Source organism: Oceanobacillus phoenicis (assembly GCF_047238145.1).
GTDB lineage: Bacteria > Bacillota > Bacilli > Bacillales > Amphibacillaceae > Oceanobacillus.
In genome coordinates, this window is the sequence record NZ_JBDFME010000001.1 from 1,439,295 (window position 1) to 1,465,990 (window position 26,696).

19 protein-coding genes are annotated in these 26,696 nt (G+C 35.1%); 17 read left to right on the forward strand and 2 right to left on the reverse strand.

Annotated features, from left to right (window positions below):
- The first annotated feature begins 4 nt into the window (after window positions 1–4).
- Complete coding sequence (locus ABC346_RS07415) at window positions 5–1,051, forward strand: GDP-mannose 4,6-dehydratase (protein ID WP_413236527.1); 1,047 nt, start codon at window positions 5–7, stop codon at window positions 1,049–1,051.
- Window positions 1,052–1,184: 133 nt separating this feature from the next.
- On the opposite strand, the gene ABC346_RS07420 is transcribed toward ABC346_RS07415, so the two are convergent.
- Complete coding sequence (locus tag ABC346_RS07420) at window positions 1,185–1,967, reverse strand: IclR family transcriptional regulator (RefSeq protein ID WP_413234245.1); 783 nt, start codon at window positions 1,965–1,967, stop codon at window positions 1,185–1,187.
- Between the two features lie 356 nt (window positions 1,968–2,323).
- Between ABC346_RS07420 and ABC346_RS07425 the strand changes: the two genes are divergently transcribed.
- From ABC346_RS07425 to ABC346_RS07495, 15 genes are all read left to right on the forward strand, one after another.
- Entirely contained in the window at window positions 2,324–3,226 is a 903-nt protein-coding gene (locus ABC346_RS07425) for a fumarylacetoacetate hydrolase family protein (protein ID WP_413234246.1), read from the forward strand.
- Window positions 3,227–3,247: 21 nt separating this feature from the next.
- A complete protein-coding gene (locus tag ABC346_RS07430; RefSeq protein ID WP_413234247.1) occupies window positions 3,248–4,273 on the forward strand; it encodes a zinc-dependent alcohol dehydrogenase in 1,026 nt (341 codons plus the stop codon).
- Window positions 4,274–4,337: 64 nt separating this feature from the next.
- Complete coding sequence (gene rhmD, locus ABC346_RS07435) at window positions 4,338–5,525, forward strand: L-rhamnonate dehydratase (protein ID WP_413234248.1); 1,188 nt, start codon at window positions 4,338–4,340, stop codon at window positions 5,523–5,525.
- 94 nt (window positions 5,526–5,619) lie between these two features.
- A complete protein-coding gene (locus ABC346_RS07440; protein ID WP_413234249.1) occupies window positions 5,620–6,963 on the forward strand; it encodes a GntP family permease in 1,344 nt (447 codons plus the stop codon).
- A gap of 635 nt (window positions 6,964–7,598) precedes the next feature.
- A complete protein-coding gene (locus ABC346_RS07445; RefSeq protein WP_413234250.1) occupies window positions 7,599–8,918 on the forward strand; it encodes a YdcF family protein in 1,320 nt (439 codons plus the stop codon).
- A gap of 276 nt (window positions 8,919–9,194) precedes the next feature.
- Window positions 9,195–10,988, forward strand: coding sequence for a T7SS effector LXG polymorphic toxin (locus tag ABC346_RS07450; protein WP_413234251.1), 1,794 nt, complete (start codon window positions 9,195–9,197; stop codon window positions 10,986–10,988).
- 1 nt (window position 10,989) lies between these two features.
- Entirely contained in the window at window positions 10,990–11,376 is a 387-nt protein-coding gene (locus ABC346_RS07455) for a hypothetical protein (RefSeq protein WP_413234252.1), read from the forward strand.
- 700 nt (window positions 11,377–12,076) lie between these two features.
- Window positions 12,077–12,457: a hypothetical protein gene (locus ABC346_RS07460; RefSeq protein ID WP_413234253.1), complete on the forward strand. Its 381-nt coding sequence runs from the start codon at window positions 12,077–12,079 to the stop codon at window positions 12,455–12,457.
- Window positions 12,458–13,173: 716 nt separating this feature from the next.
- Complete coding sequence (locus tag ABC346_RS07465) at window positions 13,174–13,311, forward strand: hypothetical protein (protein ID WP_413234254.1); 138 nt, start codon at window positions 13,174–13,176, stop codon at window positions 13,309–13,311.
- 263 nt (window positions 13,312–13,574) lie between these two features.
- Window positions 13,575–15,614, forward strand: a complete 2,040-nt coding sequence (locus tag ABC346_RS07470) for a BglG family transcription antiterminator (protein WP_413234255.1) — start codon at window positions 13,575–13,577, stop codon at window positions 15,612–15,614.
- Complete coding sequence (locus ABC346_RS07475) at window positions 15,614–15,895, forward strand: PTS sugar transporter subunit IIB (protein ID WP_413234256.1); 282 nt, start codon at window positions 15,614–15,616, stop codon at window positions 15,893–15,895. Before ABC346_RS07470 ends, ABC346_RS07475 begins: the two co-directional genes overlap by 1 nt.
- 30 nt (window positions 15,896–15,925) lie before the next feature.
- Window positions 15,926–17,266, forward strand: a complete 1,341-nt coding sequence (gene ulaA / locus ABC346_RS07480; protein WP_413234257.1) for a PTS ascorbate transporter subunit IIC — start codon at window positions 15,926–15,928, stop codon at window positions 17,264–17,266.
- Window positions 17,267–17,337: 71 nt separating this feature from the next.
- Entirely contained in the window at window positions 17,338–19,335 is a 1,998-nt protein-coding gene (gene tkt, locus ABC346_RS07485) for a transketolase (RefSeq protein ID WP_413234258.1), read from the forward strand.
- A gap of 325 nt (window positions 19,336–19,660) precedes the next feature.
- Window positions 19,661–21,592, forward strand: coding sequence for a fructose-1,6-bisphosphatase (locus ABC346_RS07490; protein WP_413236528.1), 1,932 nt, complete (start codon window positions 19,661–19,663; stop codon window positions 21,590–21,592).
- Between the two features lie 720 nt (window positions 21,593–22,312).
- Window positions 22,313–23,755 carry an FIMAH domain-containing protein gene (locus ABC346_RS07495; RefSeq protein ID WP_413234259.1) on the forward strand — a complete coding sequence of 481 codons (1,443 nt, stop codon included), beginning with the start codon at window positions 22,313–22,315 and terminating at the stop codon, window positions 23,753–23,755.
- A 195-nt stretch (window positions 23,756–23,950) separates the two neighbouring features.
- Here the strand turns inward: ABC346_RS07495 and ABC346_RS07500 are convergent, their stop codons facing one another.
- Window positions 23,951–25,135, reverse strand: a complete 1,185-nt coding sequence (locus ABC346_RS07500; RefSeq protein ID WP_413234260.1) for an endonuclease — start codon at window positions 25,133–25,135, stop codon at window positions 23,951–23,953.
- A 346-nt stretch (window positions 25,136–25,481) separates the two neighbouring features.
- Here ABC346_RS07500 and ABC346_RS07505 point away from each other — a divergent pair, with 346 nt between their 5' ends.
- Window positions 25,482–26,669: a M14 family zinc carboxypeptidase gene (locus ABC346_RS07505; protein ID WP_413234261.1), complete on the forward strand. Its 1,188-nt coding sequence runs from the start codon at window positions 25,482–25,484 to the stop codon at window positions 26,667–26,669.
- Window positions 26,670–26,696 lie beyond the last annotated feature (27 nt).

Genomic DNA, 26,696 nt, shown 5'->3' on the forward strand with positions numbered 1-26,696 from the left:
ATAAATAAACTATAAGGAGTTGGAATTGTTGACTAAAGAAAACAAATTATATCTAATAACAGGTGCAGCGGGCTTTATCGGATTTTACTTATCCAAAAGACTATTAGAGCAAAGATACAGCGTAATAGGTTTAGATAATGTAAATGATTACTATGATGTGAACCTTAAAGAAACGAGACTTAAATTATTACAACCCAACGATAATTTTACGTTTATTAAAGGCGATATTTCGGACAAAGAATTGGTACTCAGTGTATTTGAAGAGTACAAGCCATCCTTTGTGGTGAATTTAGCAGCTCAAGCAGGGGTTCGATATTCTATAGAGAATCCTGATGTGTACATGCAAAGTAACGTCATTGGTTTTTATAACATATTGGAAGCTTGCCGTCACCATCCAGTTGAGCACTTAATTTATGCATCATCTAGTTCAGTATATGGTGCGAATAAAAAAGTGCCGTTTGAAGAAACGGACTTTGTGGATAATCCGGTATCTCTATACGCATCTACGAAGAAATCAAATGAGTTAATGGCTCATACATACAGTCATTTGTATGGTATCCCAGCTACTGGCCTACGATTTTTTACAGTCTATGGACCATTAGGCCGACCAGATATGGCTTATTTTGGTTTTACGAATAAGTTATTCCATGGAGAACCTATTCAGATCTTTAACAATGGGGATTTTGAAAATGACTTATACCGTGACTTTACCTACGTCGACGATATTGTGGAAGGAATTGAACGCTTGATTCCTCATAGTCCCGATGGTGAAGTACAGCATAAGGTATATAATATTGGAAAAAGTAGCCCAGAAAAATTAATGGTATTTATTGAAACATTAGAGAAATGTCTAAGTAATTCACTTGGGAAAAGAGTAGAATTTGAAAAACATTTTGAACCAATTAAACCAGGTGATGTACCAGCTACTTATGCATCCACCAAACAATTACAAGATGCGGTAGGGTTTAAACCGCAAACTTTTATTGAAGAAGGGTTGCAGCAGTTTACGGACTGGTATGTGGAGTATTATGGAGTTAAAGCGGAAGTTTAACCGAATATAGATAATTATAAAACCAACATCACTGGCACTAGTGTTGTTGGTTTTTGTTATATACTAGCAAGCTTACAATACAAAATATAGATGTTAGCAAAATAAGCCTACTTTAAAAGTACAACTAAGCTAATTAATTCCCTCCACGAGAAACCGAAAAAGACCCACCATTCTCGGATAACTTATTCGCTAACTTGATAATTTCTTCCGTAGCTAATGTTTTTTTGTTTTTCCAACTATGCTCAGTCATCGTAAAACTGACCCCATATTCTATTTCATTACTTTGGTTAAAAACTGGTGCGGCAACACAATAAAATCCTTGTGCTCCTTCTTGTTCCTCTATTACAAATCCATTTTTTTTAGCATGTTCAATTTGCTTCCATAATGCATCAACATTACGTACAGTAAAATCGGTTTTTCTTTCAAATTCGCCTTCTGGATATACTGCTTTCAATTCTTCATAGTTATATTTGGATAATTGAATTTTTCCTATTGCAGATGCATATGCAGGATAACGGGTTCCAGGATCTGTCACTAGTCGTACTGGTGAGCTTCCTTCCTCTCTTCCAATATAAAACACATCACTTCCAATTAATTTTCCCAGCTGAATATGCTCATCTACTTGTTCGATTGATTTTCTTGCTTCATTAGCAAACGTTTCCAAAATATTAAATTGGTTTAAATAAGTTGTTCCGAGGAATCCCAAAACAGATCCCAATGCATATGTTTCACTTTTATCCTTTGTGACCCATCCCAATGTTTCTAATGTATGTAATAAAGAAAACATCGAGCTTTTGTTTATTTCTAAACGATTTGATAAATCGATTAATCTCAACTGATGTGGGGAATTTGCAATTTCTTCAATAACAGTATTTGCTCTCTCAAGAGCTGGTACCCAATACTTTTTTTTAGTCAATTTCTTATTCACCCTCATATTCTTTTAAAATAATAAACTTAGTTTAATAAAGAAAACTTAGCTATATTCTATTATAGAATTTATTTAAGTGTCAATTTTTCCATATTTAGCAATCTATTCTGTAGATGAACTCTACTTTGCTAATTGTAATTAAGTTAAGAATGAATTTATAAATGCGGGAATTGTTTGACAATAAAATATTGTTATCATATAATTAGTTTACTAATAAAAACTTAGTTTACTATAAAAAACTAAAAGAAAGATCAGTGTAAAATTACTGATGTTTTTTGGGAATTTAATGGAAGCGTTGTCAAGTTCGATTCTATTAATTCAAATTTGAGAAAAGAGGTTATGATATGAAGTTACTCACATTTCAACACAATGGACAAACAAAAGTAGGTATTCAAAAAGAAGAAACGGTTTATGATCTGCAAAAATTAACTGAGCAGTTTAACCAAGCCAATGATGAAAGTTTGTTAATGGAATATGATTTAGACTCTATAGTTATTCAAAATGAAGAAATTATGGAATCTATCATATCGGTATGGCAATGGGCAGAGAAGAATATAGATTCGTTATCTGGAGTTACCTACAAATGGGAAGATGTTAAGATTCTGGCTCCTGTTAACCGTCCTGGGAAATTAGTTTGTGTAGGGAACAATTATATGGATCATTGTATTGAACAAGATGTAGAACCACCGAAAAAGCCAATGATTTTTTCCAAATGGGCTTCTTGTATTATTGGTCCTGATGATGTAATTAAATTACCAGAGGAATCTGTGCAAGTTGACTATGAAGCAGAACTAGCAGTTGTAATAGGAAAGAAAGGAAAAAATATTACAGAAGAAGAAGCACTTGATTATGTATTTGGTTACACAATAATCAATGATGTAAGTGCAAGAGACATTCAATTTGAAGATGTACAATGGGTTCGTGGGAAATCCTACGATACATTCGCGCCAATTGGCCCTGTGATTGTTACAAAGGATGACATTGAAAATCCACATCAGCTTGATATTACATTGGAGCTTAATGGTGAGAAATTGCAAGATTCTAATACAACTAATTTAATTTTTGACATTCCTTACATTATTTCTTACTTATCAAAAGGATTTACATTTGAACCAGGAGATATTATCGCAACTGGAACACCTCATGGGGTTGGAGTGTTTCGAGATCCACAAGTATTCTTAAAGTCTGGTGACACATGCAAGATCGAGATCGAAAACATAGGGATATTAGAGAACACGATAGATTAATAACAACTAGGGGGAGATTTAATGAAAGTTTTATCATGGAATGGGCCAAAGGAAATGGATATCGAGGAAAGACCAATACCTGAAGTCAAACAAGATGAAGTACTCGTTAAAGTAGATGTAGTGGGACTTTGCGGATCAGAGATTGAAGGGTTTCTAGGGCATAACAGCTTGCGTATACCTCCGCTAGTAATGGGGCATGAGTTTAGTGGACGTGTAGCGGATATAGGGAAATCTGTTACAGGGATTGTAAAAGGAACAAAAGTAGTCGTTAATCCACTATTAACTTGTGGAACTTGTAAACAGTGTATTCGTGGCAATGAAACACAGTGTGAACATAGAGAAATCATCGGAATTCATCGTTCAGGAGCATTTGCAGAATATGTAGCAGTTCCCGGAAGTTCTATCGTTGAGATTCCAGAAGAGCTTGATTCCTTTGCAGCTTCCTTAGCAGAACCATTAGCATGTACATTCAGGGCAATAAGACGTGCAATCAGTATGCATACGGTGCCAAATATTTTGGTGTATGGAGCCGGAGCAATTGGGTTACTGAGTGCTTTTGTAGCAAAGGAACTGGGGGCAAATAAAGTTATTGTAGCGGATATTAATGAAGACCGACTACAGACGCTTACAAAAGTAGGAATCGAAGACACTTTAAATAATTCTAAAGATGACTTTGAGGATAAATTAAATGAAATTACAGGCTATAAGGGGATAGATGTTGTAATTGATGCAGTAGGATTTCAACCAACACGTACACAATCTGCAAATGTGGTTAATCCAGGCGGTGTAATTATGAATGTTGGTCTCGGAATTGATGAGACGATTGTTCCGATTAATCATTATATACGTAGTGAAATTACAGTTCTTGGTTCGTTCTGTTATTCAAGACAAGATTTCTTAGATGCTGTTCAGTTATTAATAGAGGAAAAGATTACGCCAAAAGGATGGACAGAAGTTAGGAGCTTGGAAGATGGACAACAATCCTTTATGGACTTAGTAGAAGGTAAAGTCAAAAGTAGTAAAATTTTTCTTGATTTAAATAGATAAAAAACTTAGATGGTATTCAAAGAACTTTCACTAAATATAAAACAATTTTGAGGAGGAATATATGATGAGCGTAACAGGACATAAGATTGTTGACATTCGCGCCTATGTTGTTGGCGGTGGCGGAGGTGACTATCATGATCAAGGTGAAGAACATTGGATTGTCAATCAAATTGCTACTCCAATGAGTATTTATCCTGAATATAAAAAGACACGTACAAGTTTTGGGATTAATGCACTAAAGACAATCGTAGTTGAAGTGGAATCGGATAATGGGGAAGTTGGAGTTGGAATCTCTACTGGAGGTTATCCTGCAGCCTGGATTGTAATGAACCATTTAGATCGCTTTATCGTTGAGCAGCCTGTTGAAGCAATAGAGAAAATGTGGGATCAAATGTATCGGGCTACGATGTACTATGGTCGGAAAGGCGTCGTCATGAATGCGATTTCTGCGGTTGATCTAGCGTTATGGGACTTACTAGGGAAAATAAGACAAGAGCCTGTATATGCAATGATCGGTGGTAAGGTTCGAGATGAAATTTCCTGTTATGCAACCGGACCTCGTCCAGATTTAGCAAAAGAAATGGGCTTTATTGGCGGGAAAATGCCACTAGTTTATGGACCAGCTGATGGTGAAGCTGGATTAAAAAAGAATATTAAACGATTAGCTGCTATGCGTGAAAAAGTAGGTGATGAGTTCATGCTTATGTGGGATTGTTGGATGGCACTTGATTTACCGTACGCACAAAAGCTGATGGAAAAATCAAATGAATATGATCTTCGTTGGATTGAAGAATGCTTTAATCCAGATGATTACTGGTCATACCGAGATCTGAAGAAACGTGCTCCTAATAATATGATGGTCACTGGTGGAGAGCATGAAGCTACCCGTTACGGATTTAAGATGTTATTAGAATTTACCGATTTAGATATCTTACAACCGGATGTAGGTTGGTGTGGAGGCCTAACAGAACTTATTAAGATTGGTAATCTTGCAGAAAGCTATGGTAAATATGTCATCCCACATGGTAGCGGGGTATATAGCTATCATTATGTAATTACTAAAACAAATAGTCCGTTTGCGGAATATCTAGTAATGAGTCCAAATGCGGATAAGGTAGTTCCGCAATATTATCCATTGTTAGAAGGAGAGGTTATTCCTGAAAACGGAAAAGTGAAGCTTGATGATCGACCAGGCTTCGGAGTTACTTTATCAAAAGATGCCAATTTAACAGAAGTATTTAAAGACGCATAAGAAAATTTGAAATAAATAGGCGCTATTTCAGCAAAATCTACGGATTACTATTTGGTTGGCTAGGAGGTAAGCGCCTTTTTACAGGGGGGATTTTATGGGGGAAGATATGATGTTGATAGTTTATTTGGTAATAGCCTTAGCCATCATGTTGGGAGTTGTTGTATTTTTTAAATTGAATGTTGCCATGGCCTTAGTAATTGCTAGTTTATTCATGGGTATTGCATCTGGCTTGGGGTTAGTTGGAACGATTGAAGGAATTTCCAATGGTTTTGGCAGTATGATGCGAGACCTCGGTATTCCAATCGGGTTAGGAGTAATCTTAGGTAAGTTGATTTCTGATTCAGGTGGTGCTTATTCAATTGCTCATGCAATTGTAACGAAGACATCTGAAAAACTAGCACTTTATTCTATTGGGCTTGCTGCATTTGTATTAGCTATACCCGTTTTCTTTGATGTAGCTTTCTTGATTTTGGTACCGCTTTCAGTGCAAATTGGAAAACAACTAAATAAGCCACTACCGTATCCAGTAGGTGCTATTGTGATCGGGGCAGCACTTTCCCATACTTTGGTGCCACCTACACCAAATCCTTTGGCAGCTGCGAGTATTTTAGATTTCGATTTAGGTATTATGATTTCTGTAGGTGCAATCGTTGGGTTCATTGCTACCTTGGTAACGATAAAAATTTACTTCGTTATTCTTGATAAAGGTTTTTGGAAAAAGGAAACCGATGAGGATTCTACGATGGATAACCCATATGGTGAAATGGAGATTCCAGATAATCCTCCTTCTGCATGGATAGCGATTATCCCAATCATTTTACCAAGTATCATGATTTTGTTAGGTTCAGTTGGGAATGTTTTCTATGATGAAAATCCAGAGATTATCACTTTCTTAAGTGATAGAATTATAGCTTTACTCATTGGTGCAATTGCTGCATACTTTGTAGCAGCAAAATCGCTTAATAAGAAACAAAGAGATGCATCTTCTTCGGAGGCAATGCAAGCAACTGGTATTGTATTATTAATTACTGGTGCAGGCGGTGCTTTTGGTGCTATTATTCAAAGTACTGGTATTGACCAAGCTATCCTAGATATATTTGTAAGTGATGTACAATCTGTATTAAGTGTAATTTTATTAGCATTTTTCATGGGTGTATTATTCCGGACGATAACTGGTTCGGGTACTGTTGCTGGAATTACGACCATGACTATCATGGCAGGAGTTGTTACAGGGGTAGATGTTCATCCTGTTTGGGTAGCGATGGCTTCTTTATCAGGAGGTTTAATGTTAGGCCATGTGAACGACAGCGGATTCTGGATCACTACCAAGATTGCTGGATTAACAGTGAAAGGCGGACTGAAAACATATACTACTAGTGAGGCCATTGCTGGTATTGTCGTCTTGATTATCACTTTAATCGGTGCACATATTTTCTAAAGAATTTTTAGTCTAGAAAAATTAAGAAACTTGTAGAATTAATGGCAGTATAGATATATAGTAAAACCCGTAGATTGGAATTAACATCTACGGGTTGTTTTTTATAAAAATTAAACAAATCCAATCCGTATCATTTCTTCTATATCCTTCTTTGCTATGGGAGGTATATTGGTTTGGTAATGATATAAGCTATTCATATAACTAATTTTTATACTTATTCATTTTCGATTTCGACCTCAAATCCACTGATTAGTCCCCATTCTTTTTTATAGTGTAAATATATAGTATTATTTGAATATTTTAGATAAGTGATATCATAAAATCAATAGGGAGGTTGATGAAGGGCGCTAGATTCTGAACCAATTTTTACTCGAAGCTGAAGAGATAATGACAGATGTAACAAAAGTTGCTAAACAGATTCTCGAGTGGAAAGTATATTAAAAATGGAGGTGGCGAACTCCCAAATTTTTCATTTGATATTTTTATGATCGATGTGGATGGATGACACTAGACTATAGAGAAAAGTAGTATTTGTTCCAGAAAAGAATAAGGCGAACAAATGTAAATCATGAATAACATGATATCACAGGTTTGTATGAAAAATAATTGAAAAAGAACAAAGCGAGGTGTTGTAAATGAAAAAAATTTATATGATTTTTATCAGTACACTACTGATCATCGGTTTTCTATCTTTTTCAACTGTATCAGCAGAGTCAGAGCCCAAAAACATTCAAGAAAGTCCGGATGAACGAATAAGTGAATTAATCTATTATTATGGTGAAGAAGCACGTACTGACGTTGCAAGAACGCTCGATTTGATGGATGAAGAATTTCCAGAAGATTATACAATATGGAATGCAGTCATTGATCGGTGGGACTGGATTGAGAATGAAATGGAAGAAAATTTAAATGTAGCTCCTGATGGTTTGCCAGAAGATGATACCCATGTGTTTGTTGTTTTAGGGTTTGCTTTAGATAGTAATGGTGAGATGGAAGACGAATTAATTGGTAGATTAGAAGTTGCTCTAAATAGTGCTGAAAAATACCCTAACTCTTATGTGTTAGTAACCGGAGGAGTAGAGAAAAATGGCTGGACTGAAGGAGATCGAATGCATGACTGGTTAGTGGATCATGGTCTTTCTGAAGACAGGATCATTGTAGAAAATGAAAGTTCAAATACCGTTGAAAACGCCTCGAACAGTTTTGAGATTTTGTACAATAATTATGATGATATAGATTCATTTTCTATGATTACCAGCCAATATCATTTGAAGCGAAGTAGTATATTCTATTACACCATGTCTCAATTAAAGGCGAAAGAACTTGAAAAATCTCCCATTGAGTTTTTGGGAGAAGGTAATGCTGGTTGGTATCGAGAAGATAAAACAGAAGAACCACTCTCTCTAAAAGTGAGAGGGATGTATCAAATAGCAGGGGTAGAGGAATCTGAGGATTTGCCAATTTCTCAACTAGAGGAATTGGATATTGAGGGTGATTTAGAATACATCTTACATGAAAAATTAAATGTAAACGTTGATGCAAGATATGATAATGGTTATCAACGGGATGTTACAGAGCTTTCAGAGATTACAGGATTTGATCCAACGGTAATAGGAGATCAGGAAATTGTCGTTCGTTATGAAGAAAACGGCAAAACATTAAATAAAAATATAAATGTTAGTGTGGAAGCACCATCCTTGGATAGCCTGCAACAGAAAGTAAAGAATTTACAGGAGGATGGTGAATTTGCAGATGATAATGTGGCGAGGTCGCTGGAAGTTCATCTTATCGCATTGAAACGTTTTGAAGAAACAGAGCAAGAGGAAAAATTGGTGAAGCATTTAAATGGTTTTCAGAATCTCTTAGAATATCATCGAAGTGAAGAGCTTATTTCTGATTACGCATATGATTTGCTAATTCGAAACACAGAATATTTACTAGAAGAATCATTGTAATGGTAATTTTGTTATAAACAAGGCTAATTGAGGGGGAAAGCTACGGGAGACCAATTGTCTCTCGTAGCAGAGCTCATTGTTTTATCAACAAAGTATAAATTGATGACAAAACTGAATACAAAGAACTAATTCTTTTCGCTTATTTAATAGTGGTTTTAGACCTAAACACAACGTATGACCCCTACCTAATGGCACGGGTTTATTTTATAATGTAAATATATAGCATTATTTGAATATTTTACATAAGTGACAGCATAAAATCCAAAGGGTGGTTGGTTGAAGACGTTAGATGTTGAACATATCTTTACTGAGTTTGAAAAGACAATGACAGATGTATCAAAAGTGGCGGAACAAATTTCATCTGTGGAGAGCGCTATAAATTCTTTTCACAATACCGATGAAAGTTTTAAAGGTAAAATGGCCGATTCCATGCGTGCGTATTATTACGATTGTCATCTACCTTTCTTAGAATTTCTACAAAAATCATTAGAAGATTTGAAAGCAAAATTAAAACAAATGAAAGAAGTCATACAAGAATTTGAACCTCATTCCCAAGGATATATCAATGAGGATTTTTTGAGTGGAGAATTAAAAAGCGGTTTTGATAAAGCCAGAGATGTTACGGTGCAATTAACAGAAGAAACAAATGATATATTAAGAGGAGTTCGAGATATTATTGACTTATCTCCGATTGACGACTCCCTATTTATCGATAGCATTGAAAAAGGAAAAACTAAAGTCGATAAGATTGTTGAAAGACTACATGAGGTCGATAAGCAAGGTCAAAAGATATTAGAAGGTGCACGAGAAGATTTGGATGCCATGATGAAATACCTTAGCGATCTGGTAGGTAAGGTGAAGAATGGAAGTATTGATATTGAGAATTATAGTATGTTAAGTGCTATTAATTTAGATGGATATCAAGCATTGATAGAGAAAGTGCATGGAGAGAATGTGTTTTATGGTGCGGAGATAGAGGCGATAATGGATAAAGTGAATATTGATGAAGATGGAAATGGCAATATAGTAAATATATCGTCCGTGCCTTTATCTGATAGAGAAAAAGATTTATTATATGAGTACATTCAAAACATCTATCTAACTGATGATCAAAAGAAACATTTTGAATCTATTCCAGGCTTGATGAATGAACAAAGTATTGATGAATTAAAAAATTACTTAAATGACAATGTTGTTATATCTCAAGAAAATCTTGCTAATGAATTAATGTTGCTTGAAATGTATTTATATACTGGATCAAACAATCTACGGGAGGCACACCTTGAAGATCCAAATATTAAAAGAAATTTAATAACATATAGTTTATTATTAAATGATTATATTGGGGCAATAGGAAAGAATGAGATTATAAATATTTCTAAGCTTGAATATAAGTCAGATTATGCTGAAAAAACTTCTTATCATGTTTCTTCTAGTATAGAGAAGGCAGTATTTTCACCGAGTCATCAAAAAATAATGAGTGAAGGTGAATTTAGAGATTTTATGTTTGAATCTGAAAATATGATAGCTACTCATTATCATGGTACGGAAATAACATATTATGGTACTGGTAAAGGGTCGGAGTTCTTCAATCAAACTTTGAATGATAAAACTCGAGAAGAAAGAGCAAATTACAGTAAGAATTATTGGCTTAATTGGGCAACTGATACTGTAGGATCAACAGTTGCTACAGCTAAAAAATTATCAATTCCATTAAAGGTAGTGAGTAAAGGGGCTGATTACTATAAAGGTAGAAATAAACTAGATGAAGAATTAACAGTAAAAGAGGCTCTTGAAATTGGAATTGATATTCGTTTGGAAGTGGGTGTGAGCAGTGTTAAAAGTACTGATGGAAAAAATGAACAAGACCTACTCAGTTTTTATCCAAGTGAGGAAACATATAATATATTTGATCGTTGGGAAAAAATTAGTATAGACAACTCTGATATAATATACCCTGAAGAGTCTATTGCTATAAAAGATTGGAATGCAGTAGTTTCTGAAGTTAATAAGATATTGGAAATGGATGAAGGAATATATAAAGAAATATTTTTTGGAGTTGATAAATAAAATGAAAAAAGTAATTTTTTTGATATTTATCCTATTACTACTAGTAGGTTGTGAAGAGTATATAACTATTGATTACTTGCAGGAAGGAAACTGGGTCGCAACTGCTGGATATGAAGGTGGAGAAGTAGATGGAAATCCAGAATGTCCTATTATTAGAGGACTAAATTTTATAGATGAAAATATGGTTTATATCGAGCATATAGCTGAAGAGTTTGAATACACAATATCGGAAGAACGAGATGGTCAAATCTCTTTTTATTCAGATTCTCTAAGTAAAAGGATGTGGTTTGATACTACAATAATAGATGAAAATGGTATCGTCATTGAAGGTCAAGGACAAATGGAAGATCAAGTATGCTATTTAGAACGTCAAACAAAAGAAGAATAACTTAAAACCCACTTATAACATCTTAAATATATTACACTCCCTTACTGTAGGATATTTGTTTGGGCTGGCAAGCCTTTTTATTTGTGATACCTTGTTACTTTTTTGTTGCAAAACTCTGTATTATATTTTGTATTATAAAACATGCCTATCACACAATAAAGTAGGAAAATAGATTTTTTGGGGGGATAATATCAATAGCCTATAACTAGGTACACTTTTAAGTAAGACTAATATTATAGACTTTTATTTTCTTTGAACAATTGTTCTAGAAGAACGTTCCATATTAAGGGTGTTAGTGGTCTTGGAACCACTAACACTTTTTCTGATTTTCTTAGTAAATATTCTGAAACTTGATCGTCTGTAACAAGTACATCGATTATATTGTTTTTTGCTGCTGCATAAATAAGTATTGAATATCCATTCCATTGTGTATGTGTATTATTATAAAGAAAACTTAGACCAATTATTTAAATAGCCCAATTAGTGTTTTGATATCGTTTGCAAAAGTTAGGTTCAATTATTATTGAATCGGATATGTAAGCGTTTTACAATAAAATTAAGATTTGGAGGGTACCCATTGTTTGATCAACGATCTTATAAATTATTAGAAGAATTGATAAAACATGACAAAATAACAAAGCAAGAGATATTAATACAATTAAACTTAACGGAACGAAATTAACGATTGGGGAGTTTTTAAATGAAAAGAATAATGCTCAGTATATTTATTTTGCTATTATTAATTGGTTGTAAAAGTGAAGTACCTAAGGAATATTTAGTAGGCGGTACATGGGTAGCAACAGCAGGATATGAGAATGGTGAAGCTGAAGGAGATCCACAATGTCATACAGTTATTTCGATGACTTTTAAAAATAATAATTTAGTTTATATTGAGTATCCTGATCAAGAATTTGAATATTCATTTGAGGAAGATAAGAAAGATAGAGTTATATTTTACTCAGAATATTTAAGCCTAAATATGCGTTATGATATTAAATTAATTGATGATGATGCAATGGCTATTGCTGGAGTAGGAGGCTTTGAGGATCAGGTCTGTTACATGGAACGGCAGGGAGAGTAATTTTTTTAATACTGCCTAAATGAAGATGGTATTTTCTTTAGAAGCACTGCGGAACAATACTAATCGATTGTGAGTAAACTGTAATGGGACTTAAAATGTTATGGGGAAAACAACTTGAAATAGATTCTGGAAAGTGAATATCAAAGGTCGAACGGATTTGCTCTAATAGGGAGCGTTACTTGAAAAAAGTAAAATTGGTATATTTATATTATGATACTAGCTGGCTGTAATAATATAACAAAGGAATAGGGTTATACGGAATAGAAGGAAGAAATTTTTATTTAGAACGGCAAACAGAAGAATAACTCAGATAAAACACAGACTAATTAAGTGGATAATAAAATAGTATGATAAAAAAGTTAGTAAAGTCGAAAACAACAGTGAGCAGTCTTTGGATTTGTTGTAATTTGAAAATAATAGTGTTTTAATCTACATAATTGATTCATATGTTTTTGTAAAGGAGATTGATTGATTTGAAATGAAGGGGAGCTCTCATTGTAATTATTCTTTTTCTGACAGGATGTGGGAAAGAGATTATTACAGATGAGTATTTAGTAGGTGGAAAATGGGTAGCAACTGCAGGATATGAAGACGGAGAAGTACAAGGCGAGCCACAGTGTCCTATAATAATCTCTGTGGATTTTGATGAAAATGATATAGCAAAAATTGAGCACAATGAAGACGTTGACTTCGAATATACATTGGACGAAGAAGGAATGATTACATTTTGGTCTGAGCCTATTATGTTTAGGATGAGATTTAATACTAATGTAATTGATGAAAACGGAATGGTTATCGAAGGAGTTGGAGATTTTGAAGACCAAGTATGTTACATGGAACGTCAAACAAAATAATCACTCTCAATACCACTTTTTAATAAATAAAAGGTGGTATTTTTTATGTCTAAATTTATCAAACAATACGAAGTAGATAATTGTAAGAAGAAGTATGGAAGATACGAAATGTATGTATATTAGTATAAAGAAAACTTAGACCAATTATCTAACATTGAATAGCCCAATTAGTGTTTGAGTATCGTTGCAAAAGTTGGGTTCAATTATTATTGAATCAGTCCTGTAAGCGTTTTACAATAAAATTAAGATTTGGAGGGTACCCATTGTTTGATCAACGATCTTATAAGTTATTAGAAGAATTGATAAAACATGACAAAATAACAAAGCAAGAGATATTAATACAGTTAAACTTAACGGAACGACAGTTGATGTATGACTTGGAGAAAGTGAACGAGATATTGACGTCCAATGATTTACCAGCAATTACAGTATCGAACCAGGTCATTATTATAAAGAAACAGTTAAAGACTCTATTTAAGACTAACAATTTGGATTTTAATGCTAATCAGTTCATTATTTCTGAACAGGATAGATCGTACTTGATCTATTTGTACACATTTATTAGAAGAGAACCTATATCTAATTACCATATTCAGTTGTTACTCGGGGTTAGTAAGAATACAGCTCTTAACGACGTAAAAAGGTTAAAAGAAATTAGTAAGCGGTGGCATGTTGATTTTATTTATACTCGTCTGGATGGATATCATTTTGTTGGTAATGAATTAGACAAGCGGAGGTTAGCAATCTATTGTGTTAATCATTTACTGTCACAACCGCTTGGGAAAAAAATAATTATCTTAGCACTCAAGTCTTGGGGCATGGAAGAAGTTCTTGTAGAAACACAGCAGATTATTGATCAGTATTTGGATTCTAAAGAGCTATCGTTAGTTAAAAGCAGAAAAACAGAGATGATTATCTACCTTACTCTAATAAAAGTTCGTCTTGTGAAAAAGGAGTTAATTTTTAAGGGCTTAGAAAAACAAATGCTTGAAGGTCAGAGTATGTTTAAGCACGGTAAAGCGTTATCGAGAAAATTATTTCCTGGAGGGGGTGAGGAGGAAAGTTATTTTGTAACGATACAGCTATTAATGACCCTCCACGTGGTTCCAATATCTGAAAATCCTGCATTAGAAGTATTAGCAGGACAGATTATCGACGAATTTGAAAAAAATACGTTACTACCAATTGAAAATAAAGCGTTTCTAAAGCAAAGTCTATATAATCATTTAGTTCCAGCATTTTTTAGAATTTCATTTGAGATTCCATTGTTTAATCCATTAACAGAGAGAATACAGACGGAGTATAAAGAACTTTTTCAGTTTGTAAAGCGATCGTTATCTCCATTGACGCTTTGGACGGGCAAAGAAATTAGCGAAGATGAAATTGGATTTTTCACTATACTTTTTGGTGGATTTTTGGATAAAGGTAAAAAGATAAATTCAGAGAAAATTACTGGATTAATTATCTGTTCGAATGGAGTAAGCTCGTCCATCATGTTAGAGGCGCAATTAAGGGAACTGTTTCCTGATATACGGTTATGGAGAGTAAGTAATCGTGATAGGTTGGAAGATATACCAACGAACACCTATGATGTTGTATTTTCAACGGTTCCTGTTACTTCCGTAAAGCCAGTCTTCATGGTTAAGCCATTACTATCAGATGTGGAAAAGAATTATTTAATTCGATCGGTAATACAACAATTTCCAAGGTTGAATGAACGAAATGTCTCAGTGGAGCAATTAATGGAGCTAATTAAGAAACATTCTGAGGTAAAAGATGAACATAAGCTATATTCCGAAATAGTTCATTTATTTTATGCACAAAACAAAATCAAGGGGATGGACAAACCAATGTTATCAGAGTTATTAACAAAAGAAACAATCCATTTTACAGAGGAAAAATTGGATTGGAGAAATGCAATTACTAAATCATCACAACCATTGGTAGAATCCAATAAAATACAGCTGCAGTATGTGGATGCGATGATAAAAAAAGTAGAAGAAGTCGGTACGTATATTCACATTGGAAAAGGGGTCGCTATTCCACATGCTAGACCGGAAAATGGTGTGAATCAGCTAGGGATGTCCTTCCTTAGAACAAAATCACCAGTTTTACTTTTAGATCAGGAAGAACATAGAATTGATATTTTTATTTGTTTAGCTGCAATAGATAGTGAAGCGCATCTAAAGGCCCTCGCACAGTTAACAAAAATTCTAGGTGATAATGATTTACTAGAATCTTTAAAATCAGCTGAAACAGCAGAGCAGGTCATTGAAATTATTAAAAAAGGAGAGAATCAATAATGAAATTTTTAGCGGTATGTGGTTCAGGTTTAGGAACGAGTTTTATGGTAGAGATGAATATCAATCAAATTTTAAATGAACTAGGAGTAACAGGTGTTGAAGTTTCTCATTCTGATTTAAGTTCGGCAGCGCCGGGAGATGCTGATGTATTTTTCCTTGCAAGAGATATTGCTGAAGGAGGAGCACATTTAGGGGAAGTGGTTGTAATGGATAGCATCATTGATATGGATGAATTGCGAACAAAAGTAAAACAAGTAGTGGAAGAAAAAGGATTGGTTTAACAGTAGAGAATTAAAAAAGGGGGGAAAGCAATGCAAGTCTTAATTGATATTTTGAGTGAACCAGCTATTTTAGTAGCACTTATTGCTTTAATTGGTTTAATTGCACAAAGAAAGAACATGCCTGATACCATCAAAGGAACAACGAAAACTTTTGTAGGTTTTCTTGTAATTTCAGCCGGGGCAGGTATCTTAGAAACTTCACTGGTTCCTTTTGGTGCAATGTTTGAAGAAGCGTTTAATGTTAGTGGGGTTGTACCGAATAATGAAGCAATCGTTGCTTTAGCATTATCTGAATTTGGAAGAAACACTGCTTTAATCATGTTCTTTGGGATGATTGTCAATATTCTAATAGCTCGATTCACGCGTTTCAAATATATTTTCTTGACTGGGCATCATACACTTTATCTTGCGGCGATGCTAGCTGTAATTATGGCTGTAGCAGGGTTCGATACAATTGGATTAATTGCTGCAGGGTCTGTTGCTCTTGGTATTGTGATGACATTGTCACCAGCTATTCTTCAGCCATTTATGCGTCAATTAACAGGAAATGATAATGTAGCGCTTGGTCACTTTAGTGCTGTAGGTTATGCTGCGAGTGGATTAGTAGGTAAACTTTTTAAAGGAAGTAAGGAAAATTCTACTGAGAATATTAACTTTCCTAAAGGCTTAGGGTTTTTACGTGATAGTACAGTTAGTATAGCTTTAACAATGATTCTAATGTATGTAATTGTAGCGCTCTTTGCAGGACCTTCATTCATCGAGAGTGAATTAAGTGGAGGCACGAACTTCCTGGTATTCTCATTAATTCAAGCTGGTAGTTTTGCAGCAGGAGTATTTATCATCCTATCAGGAGTACGATTAGTTCTAGCAGAAATCGTACCTGCTTTTAAAGGGATTTCTACTAAGCTGGTACCGAATGCGAAACCAGCACTTGATGTACCAATTGTTTTTACGTATGCGCCAAATGCAGTGTTAATTGGTTTCTTTGCAAGTTTTGTTGGTGGGATATTTAGTATGTTTATTATGATTTTTACTGGAGGTATTATCATTCTTCCAGGTGTAGTACCTCACTTTTTCACAGGAGCTGCCGCAGGAGTATTTGGTAATGCGACAGGAGGATTTAAAGGTGCTATTACTGGAGCCTTTGTGAATGGGATAATTATTTCATTCCTGCCAGTGTTCCTAATGCCAGTACTTGGTGATCTAGGTTTTGCTAATACGACATTTTCAGATGCTGACTTTGGTGTAACTGGTATATTCTTTGGTTCCTTGGCTAATTATGCTGGACCTATTGCTATTACAGTAAGTTTAATTGTAATTATTGTATTAATGTTAATACCAATTAAAAAGAAAAAAGATGAAGCAAAATAAGATTACCTAATCCATTTTATTTAAAATTTACCAATGAGGTAATGGTCTTGATAATATAGGAGGTTTCTTGTATGACGACAAGGAGTTCGACAATTTCTGATCTATCGATTAACACCATACGTACATTAACCATTGATAGTGTAGAACAAGCACAGCATGGTCATCCAGGAATGCCAATGGGTGCAGCATCTATGGCATATAGTCTCTGGAAAAATGTGTTGAATATTAACCCTGAAAATCCGAATTGGTTTAATCGTGATAGATTTGTTTTATCCGCAGGACATGGATCAAACCTATTGTATAATTTGCTTCATCTTTCTGGGTTTGATGTAACGATTGAAGATTTAAAGAATACAAGACAATGGGGAAGTAAAACACCTGGACATCCGGAGTATGGGATAACTTCAGGAGTGGAAGCAACGACAGGACCACTTGGGCAAGGAATTCCAGTAAGCGTTGGAATGGCATTGGCGGAAAGACATTTGGCTGAAACATATAATAGAAAGGATTTCCCTGTTGTCGACCATTACACTTATACTATTTGTGGAGATGGTGATCTAATGGAAGGTGTATCTTATGAAGCTGCATCATTAGCTGGTCACTTGAATCTCGGGCGGTTAATTGTAATGTATGATTCAAATGATATTAGCTTAGATGGTGGACTCGGGTTGTCTTTTTCTGAGGATATTAAAAAAAGGTTTGAATCTTTTAATTGGCAATATTTATATGTTCAAGATGGAAATGATATTGAAGCGGTTCAAGTCGCTTTAGAACAAGCGAAGGCTGATGAAAGTAGACCCACGATTATCGAAGTGAAAACGGTTATTGGATATGGATCTCCTTCCTTACAGGGTACAAGTGATGCTCATAGCGATCCTTTAGGTAAGGAAGAAATTGAACGCACGAAAGAATTTTATAACTGGAAACACGAAGAATTCCATGTGCCGGAAGAAGTATATGAGGATTTTAGTAGTGTAAAAGCAAATGGTGTTAAGCAAGAACAAGAATGGAATGACTTATTTGTTGAATATCAAAATGAATATCCGAAATTAGCAAAGGAATTGAAAAGAATCATCTTTGGAGAGCTTCCTGAAGCATGGAATAACGGACTTCCAACATATTCAGTAGGTGATACTATTGCCACAAGAGTTGCATCAAGTGAGACATTAAATGCGTTAGCTAGTAAACTTTCTGAATTAGTTGGTGGATCTGCTGATCTCGATTCATCAACAAAAACGAGATTAAAAGATTATGTAGATTTTAATCGTAATAACTATTCTGGTAGAAATGTTCGATTTGGTGTGAGAGAGTTTGCCATGGGAGCGATTGCTAATGGAATGGCATTACATCATTTACGACCTTTTGTTAGTACTTTCTTCGTTTTTTCAGATTACTTGCGCCCAGCAATTAGGCTAGCTTCCTTAATGGAATTACCAGTGATCTATGTGTTTACACATGATTCGATAGCAGTTGGGCAAGATGGGCCTACACATCAACCGGTCGAACATCTTGCAGCATTTCGAGCAATGCCAGGAATTTCTGTTATTCGTCCCGCTGATGCTAACGAAACAAGAGAAGCATGGAAAATAGCTGTGGAATCAAAAGATCATCCAACAATGCTCGTATTAGGAAGACAAGGTCTACCTACATTAAATGAAACAGAGAAATCGGCAATTGAAGGTGTTCGTAAAGGAGCTTATATAGTATCGAAGGCTAAAGGTAAAGCTGAGGGCATTCTTATTGCAGCTGGTTCCGAAGTTTCTTTATCTATTGATGCTCAAGCTCGTTTATCCGCAGAAGGGATTCATGTGAATGTGGTAAGTATGCCATCTTGGGATTTGTTTGAAAAACAATCAGTTGAATATCAAGAAAGTATTTTGCCAAAGAACTTGCATAAACGTTTAACCGTTGAAATGGGCTCTAAAGTGGGCTGGAGAGAATATGCGGGCAGCAAAGGTGATGTAATGAGTATTGATACATTCGGAGCATCTGCTCCTGGAGATGAAGTAATTGAGCAGTATGGATTTACAGTTGAGAATGTGGTAAATAAATTTAAAGAGTTAATGTAGATATTAAGATGTGGAAAGGATAGCCTTTAGGGTTATCCTTTTATATAGAATTTTAAATTATAAAACTCTATATAAGCGTGAATCTCTGGTACTGCATTTATGCATCTAGAAGGTAGAGTAGAGGAAATAGAGAGCATGATTTCCCCACATCCAACCATATCCGAAGCAGTACTCGAAAGTGCGGCAGCATGGATTGTGGAAATGGAATCTATTACAATAAATACAGATAATTGAAAGACTAGCAATTCATTTCTGCTAGTCTTTTTGGTATAGTAGTTGCAATGGACTTTATACATAAAATGATCGTCAAAAGGGGATGGACATGTTGGAGGAGAAATTCTTAGACTTATTGGCACAGAAGTATGATAGTGAAGAAAAAGTAGTTACGGAGATTATTAATCTGGAGGCCATCCTCAATTTACCAAAAGGAACGGAGCATTTTGTAAGTGATCTACATGGTGAGTACCAAGCATTTCAGCATGTGTTAAGAAATGGTTCGGGCAAAGTGAAGGAAAAAATCAGGGATATTTTTAAGCATGAACTATCGGAGAAGGAAATAAATGAATTCGCAACATTAATCTATTATCCAGAAGAAAAACTGCAATTAATTCGGGATCAATTCGACAATAAGCAGGAGTTAAATGAATGCTATACCAAAACAATTGATCAAATGATTCGACTTATCCCTTATGCATCTTCGAAGTACACTCGTACTAAGTTACGTAAAGCATTACCGAAGCAATTTGTATATATCATAGAAGAGTTACTTTACAAAACAGATGAATATACAAACAAAAAACATTACTATTCCAAGATTGTCCAAAAAGTAATTTCACTTGGTCAGGCGGATAAACTTATTATAGATCTTGCCTATACGACTCAACAATTAGTTGTTGACCACCTTCATGTAGTAGGGGATATTTATGACCGGGGACCGGAACCAGATAAAATTATGGAAGCACTCATCAATTATCATTCCTTGGATATTCAGTGGGGAAATCATGATGTGCTTTGGATTGGTGCATTTTCAGGATCAAAGGTTTGCCTAGCTAATATACTCCGAATCTGTGCACGTTATGACAATTTGGATATTATTGAAGATGTGTATGGCATCAATCTTAGACCACTTTTGAATCTTGCAGAGAAGTACTACAAGGACAACCCAGCTTTTAGACCCAAAAGACATTCGAATAAAAAACTATCAGAACAAGAACAATCACAAATTACCAAGATACATCAAGCAATTGCTATGATTCAGTTTAAACTTGAGATGCCAATCATAAAACGACGTCCATACTTTAATATGTCGAAAAGGCTTTTACTAGAAAAGGTCGATTATGAAAACAATAAAATTACGATTGATGGAAAGACATATCCATTGGAAAATACCTGCTTTGCAACCGTTAATCCAGACCAGCCTGATGAATTGCTGGAAGAAGAGAAACAAGTAATGGATAAATTATTATTTTCTGTCCAGCATTCAGAAAAACTAGCAAGGCATATGGAATTTTTAATGAAAAAAGGCACACTTTATTTAAGATACAACGGAAATTTATTAATACATGGCTGCATACCAATAGATGAGAATGGAAATATGGAAAAGATGTTTATTGAAAATAAAACGTATGCAGGTCGGGAGTTACTCGATATTTTCGAAAACTATTTACGACACGCTTTTTCTAGCCGTGAAGAAACCGATGATCTTGCAACGGATATGGTTTGGTATTTATGGGCTGGAGAGTATTCCTCCCTTTTTGGAAAAAGGGAAATGACCACCTTTGAAAGATACTTTATTAAGGATAAGGAGTTGCACAAAGAGAGAAAGAACCCATATTATTATTTGCGAGAAAAAGAGGAAACTTGCCGGATGATTTTAGAAGGATTTGATCTTGATCCAGATCAAGGCCATATTATCAATGGTCATACACCAGTCAAAGAGATTGAGGGAGAAAATCCAATCAAAGCAAATGGCAAGATGATTGTCATTGATGGAGGTTTTTCAAAGGCTTATCAGCCAACAACAGGCATTGCAGGCTATACGTTATTATATAATTCGTTCGGTATGCAATTGGTTGCTCATCAGCATTTTAACTCAAAGGAAGATGTTTTGCGAAATGGTAATGATGTGCTATCAGTAAAGCGATTAGTTGATGAAGAGTTAGAGAGAAAAAAGATTTCAGAAACCAATATGGGAAAGAAACTAATAGAGGACATTAATATGTTGAATAGTTTATTAAAGTATCGGTATTTGAAGTAAAACTAGTTTTTGCGATTAAGTACATTAGAAGTCTGAGAATACACTAGATAAATTTTTAACCGTGAGTAAATTACTTGGCTTAGTTAATAGACCTCAAGTTAAATGATAATGTTTAAAAAATCTCCACAATGAACTAGTGTAGATGTATTCTAAAAAAGGTTTTGGGCCAAAAGAAAGGGTTTTTAGTAAGCTGTTGCAAATATATTGCAACAGCTTTTCTCTTTATTTGTACAAAGCCAACGCAGGCAATTTCACTATTATGCTACGGATATGAGGGAGTTAGAAGGTTTATTCCTAGCGATTATGCAGAGTTAGACGTTTTTATCAAACTGTATCAGTGAGTACCTGTAGGAATGCGTATGAAATCTCAGCAGGATCTTTTTGTTTTTAGGCGTGGTAAGAATAGTAAAAGTGACGCCTATTCTTTCGTGTTCTGCAAAACTAGTTCTTATATATAGGAACAATAAACCTAATTTATGAAGACTTGTTAGGGAGGAGGCCTCAAGTTTTAAAAGTGATAGAGTAGATTAGATTCATTTTTTAATTTGCTTGAAGGAAATAGTAATAGTTAGAAAGAATATTTCTTATAATAAAGTAAAATTTTGGAAGTATGTAAAATAATCATAGAGAGGGGTCATAGATTCATCGTAAAACTACTTTTCTGCAACTATCGAGAACATTGGGAAATTGTAAATGGATATTACGAGGAGGCTGTATATTGTGAAAAATGACATTTGGAAAAGAGTTATGTTCTTTGTAATTGTCTTAGTGGTAATATCGATTCCAGTAAGTGGAGTTTCAGCTGAAACTGAAAGAGATTGGATGACCAATGAAGAATTTCTTGAAAGACTAAGCGAAATTGTAGAAGCTAGTGATGGAAAAGTAGAGACTGATGTATCTGGTTATAGCGAACAAGGAAAGGAAGTAATTTCTGCACGTATTGGTACAGGTGATCAAGTGATATTAATCACTGGTAGTATTCACGGCAATGAAAAAAGTGGTGGAGAGGCACTTGTAGAAATATTAGAATACCTTGGCACTAGCGATAGTTCATTCGCACAATCTATTCGTGATGAGGTTACTATAGTGGCTATTCCACGATATAATGTTGATGGGCTGGAGATACCTCAAAGACAAAATATCTTCTCTTGGGAAGAAGTTATTTCTACTTACCCACATCTAGAAGGGGCTACACCCGCATGGTACTATAATGAGAGAAATGGTGGCTTTGATCTGAACCGTGATTTTAATGCGGATTTGAACTATGAAGTAGTAGCTGAAGATTTACCTGGACACACTAATGATTTTGGTTTCTTCATAACGAAGGAATCTCAATTACTGAGAGATCATTATGTGGACTTGCAAGAGGAGTTTGGTCAAGTAGAAGCTTATGTTGATCTTCATCACATGGGGACCCCAGTAATGAATCAAACAGGGGAAGACGTTACAATTGCAATAGATTACCCACCATTAGGACCAGAAGATAGCACAAAATACAATGAGTATCCATTGTTGGATCAGGATAAATCAAAACGTTATGCATTAGCTGCAGCTCTTGGGGTAAAGGAGTTCTCAGATAAAGAGGAACCTGGTGTAGCCCAATATATCCACTTTCAAGAACGTGATTTTCCTGGACAAGCCAGATCTGCATTTGCTCTTAATGGAACGGCAACTGTACTTTTCGAAATGCCTGGTCAACAACCTCAATTTGGTTATGATCAAGACCTAGTAGATCGTGTGGAAAATGGGTTGTGGGGAATTATTTCTCATATGGCTGATGGTTCTATTGATAATTTGAACGGAGATGATTTCCTTACAGAAATTCCTAGGTATTGGACAGACAATATAACAGACATGAGAGATGTTATGGTCCGCTTTACAGAAGAGGGACAATTTAAAAATGAAAGGGATGCTCGTTTAGTAGATACCCATTTAGCTGCTCTAGAAAACTATGAAAATCAAGATAATAGTGAGAAAATGGTTAAACATTTGAATGGATTTAAAGTTTTACTTGATAGTCAGCGAGAAAACGGATTAATTGAACAAGAAGCTTATAACAGACTCAATAGTGACGCGAATCTTTTACTTGAAAGATGGGGTAATAAACCTCACACCAATACCAACACTTTACTTGAAGGATGGGAAAATAACTTAATAGATTAGTTGGATTGGGATAAACATGTGATTCTAAAACAAAGTGGAATTTAATGAGTTCTAGACAGCTACATGCTTTCATAGACATACATTACTTGAATACAGTCATCAAAAAAACCTCGCCCTGTAGTTGGTGAGGTTTTTTTAACAAAATACTTCTTAGAATTGTTCAACTGCAATTAAAGGTATAATAAATCTTTTAGGTTATTCCCAAATCTTCCCCACCCATTCCGGGCGATCAATAAATGGATTACGATTATGCTGGTAATCGTTATAAATGATGTCGTTTCTTCTTCTTTCAAAATCATCAACGGGATCTTCCTCGTGCCACTCCAGCAATACCGAAAGTTTGCCATGGTATGGTGCAGATCCATTATTGACCCGATCATTTAATTCCAAATCGAGTTCACCGCTATCACCTTCATATCGTACATCCATATAAAAAATCATTCTTGCCACATCACCTTTTACGCTATCCCTTGGTTCCCAGGAATCGGAGTCATAGTAGTTTCCAGGTGCCTCTGTATGCTCATTGCCACCTTCATCAAAATCGAGGTTACTTCTTGAACTGTTTACAGAAGCATCTGTTGGTCTTAAATGATGGAGGTCGGTACCAGGTCCCATTGACGTACCAAAGTCTCCATGAGATTTTGCCCAAACATGTTCGCGATTCCAATCATCCGCATTTCCACCGTTTTCGTTTTTACCTTGTGAACGACCAGTATAAAGAAGAAGTACATTATTGGAGTTATTTGGGTCTTCATCTGTTTCGCGTAGTGCTTCCCAAACATTTGAATAGGAGATTTCAGTATGATCATCAATGATGTCATGTAAAGCAGATTTTAATTGTTCTCCTGTTTTACCATTTGCATCATCATAGTAACCGTCTGGTGATGGAGTTTCAGGATCTGGATCTGTTTCTGGTGGTTGTTCGTCGTCCGTCTGTAGTTCAAAAGCAGTACCATCTTTAATTCCAGAATGTGCAAAGTAGTTGGTCAGTGTCCCAGTGACTTTAACTTTCTCTTCTAATAAGGAAGGATTCGATTGTAAGCCAAATGAAGTTCGAAATGAAGATGGTATTTGAACATAAATCATTTCTTCTATGTTTGTTTCTGAGGGGTTGTCAGCTAAAGCAAAAGCGTAATTATTTGGAAAATTGCTCGTGATGACTGAAGTTGTGGAGACTGGTTGGCCGACAATATAACCTTCCACTGTTTTAGAAGAATTATCTTGATTCTCAATGGCTTGTGAGACTGTGTACGGAGATGAGACGGATCCATCCCCTGAGGATGCATTCACAATCAAATTGGCTACCGGTTGAATAAACAACAATACAGATGCAAGTACTAAGACGACTGTCAGCAAAGTTCTTTTTTGGATGTTTTGCAATTACTTCTCCTCCTTATAGTTGGTTTAATTGTATTATATATCATTGTTATAAAGGTAGGTTTACCGGAGTATAAAATTGCTGTAACAAAAAATATGAGATAGGTCGTAGTTAAAAATACTGGGAGTTAGTTGGTTCATATTAACAATACCTCAATTTATTTTATATGTAATATCTAGTCCTGACAAAAAGGATCAATAATCCTAATTAAAGATAAGTGTTGGGGTAAATGACTTAATTTTTAGAAAAAAATAAAGTATTATAGATTCATTTTTAATTTATTTGAAGGAAATTGGTATATGTAGAAGGAATAATTCTACATATAAACTAAAAATGTGGAGGGATAAGATGAAACGTATAGGACAGATTGCATTGTTGAGTGGTTCTATTTTGTTAGGTGCAGGGATGTTAACACCGTTTGCTGGTTCACCAGTTGTTTCAGAGGCGGCAGAGATTAACATGCCGCCTGTTTCGGGTTTTATTAGTCATGATGAATTAACAAGAGAACTTAATCAAATTGAAAGAACAAGCAATGGTAATGTGGAAGTAGATGTTGTTGGTTATTCTAATCACAATCGTGAAATTTATAAGGCGACAGTTGGTTCAGGTGATAAAGTTGTTTTAATTCAAAGTGAGATTCATGGAAATGAAAAAGTAGGCACAAAAGCATTGTTAAATATGATTAAAAAGATAGGTAAAAATAACTCTCCAGAAATGAGGCAACTTAGAGAAGAGGTGACAATTGTAGCGATGCCTATGGTCAATCCTGATGGTTCTGAATTAAATCGTCGTGGTAATGAATTGGATTGGGATGAGGTAATTAATCAGTTTCCACAATTGGAAGGTGCAGAGCCATCTTGGAATTATTATACTTACACTAACCAATATTGGGATTATGCTTCAAATCCTGGATTTGATGTAAATCGAGACTTTAATCCGAATTTGAACTATGTACCACAATTTGAAGATTTCCCAAACAATTCTTCAGAACCAGGGTGGTTTATTACTCCAGAAGCTCAGATAATTCGAGATGTTTATAAGGATTTGCAAGCACAATGTGGTAAAGTTGATGTATTTATAGACCTACATCATCAAGGGGAATATGTAATTGATGGTACAGATATTCCAGTTACATTATCTCTATCGGGTGTATTTGTACCCCACCCTAGTACACCAGAAGGGGAAAAATATAGCGAGTATGCGGACGTTTATAATGAAGATTTTTCCAAACAATTGAATGTTGCTGCATATAATGCATTACAGCAAATGGGGAATTCCCCATTTGGCAATATTTCGCTTTATTCACAGGGCTTAGATTTACCAGGTACTGCACTTGGTACGTTTGCGCTAAATGGAAGTGGTGCTGTATTATTTGAAGTTACCGGACAGACGCAAAGTTTTGGTCAAAAGAAAATGGGACAATTGACTAAAGCTGTTGAAGAAGGGTTATACGGAATTTTAAATAGTCTTGCAACGGATGAAGTCTATGAATTGGATGTCGAGGATTATGATGAGATTCCTCTAACAGGAAGGTAATAAATTTCCTGAGTATAACACAAGTGT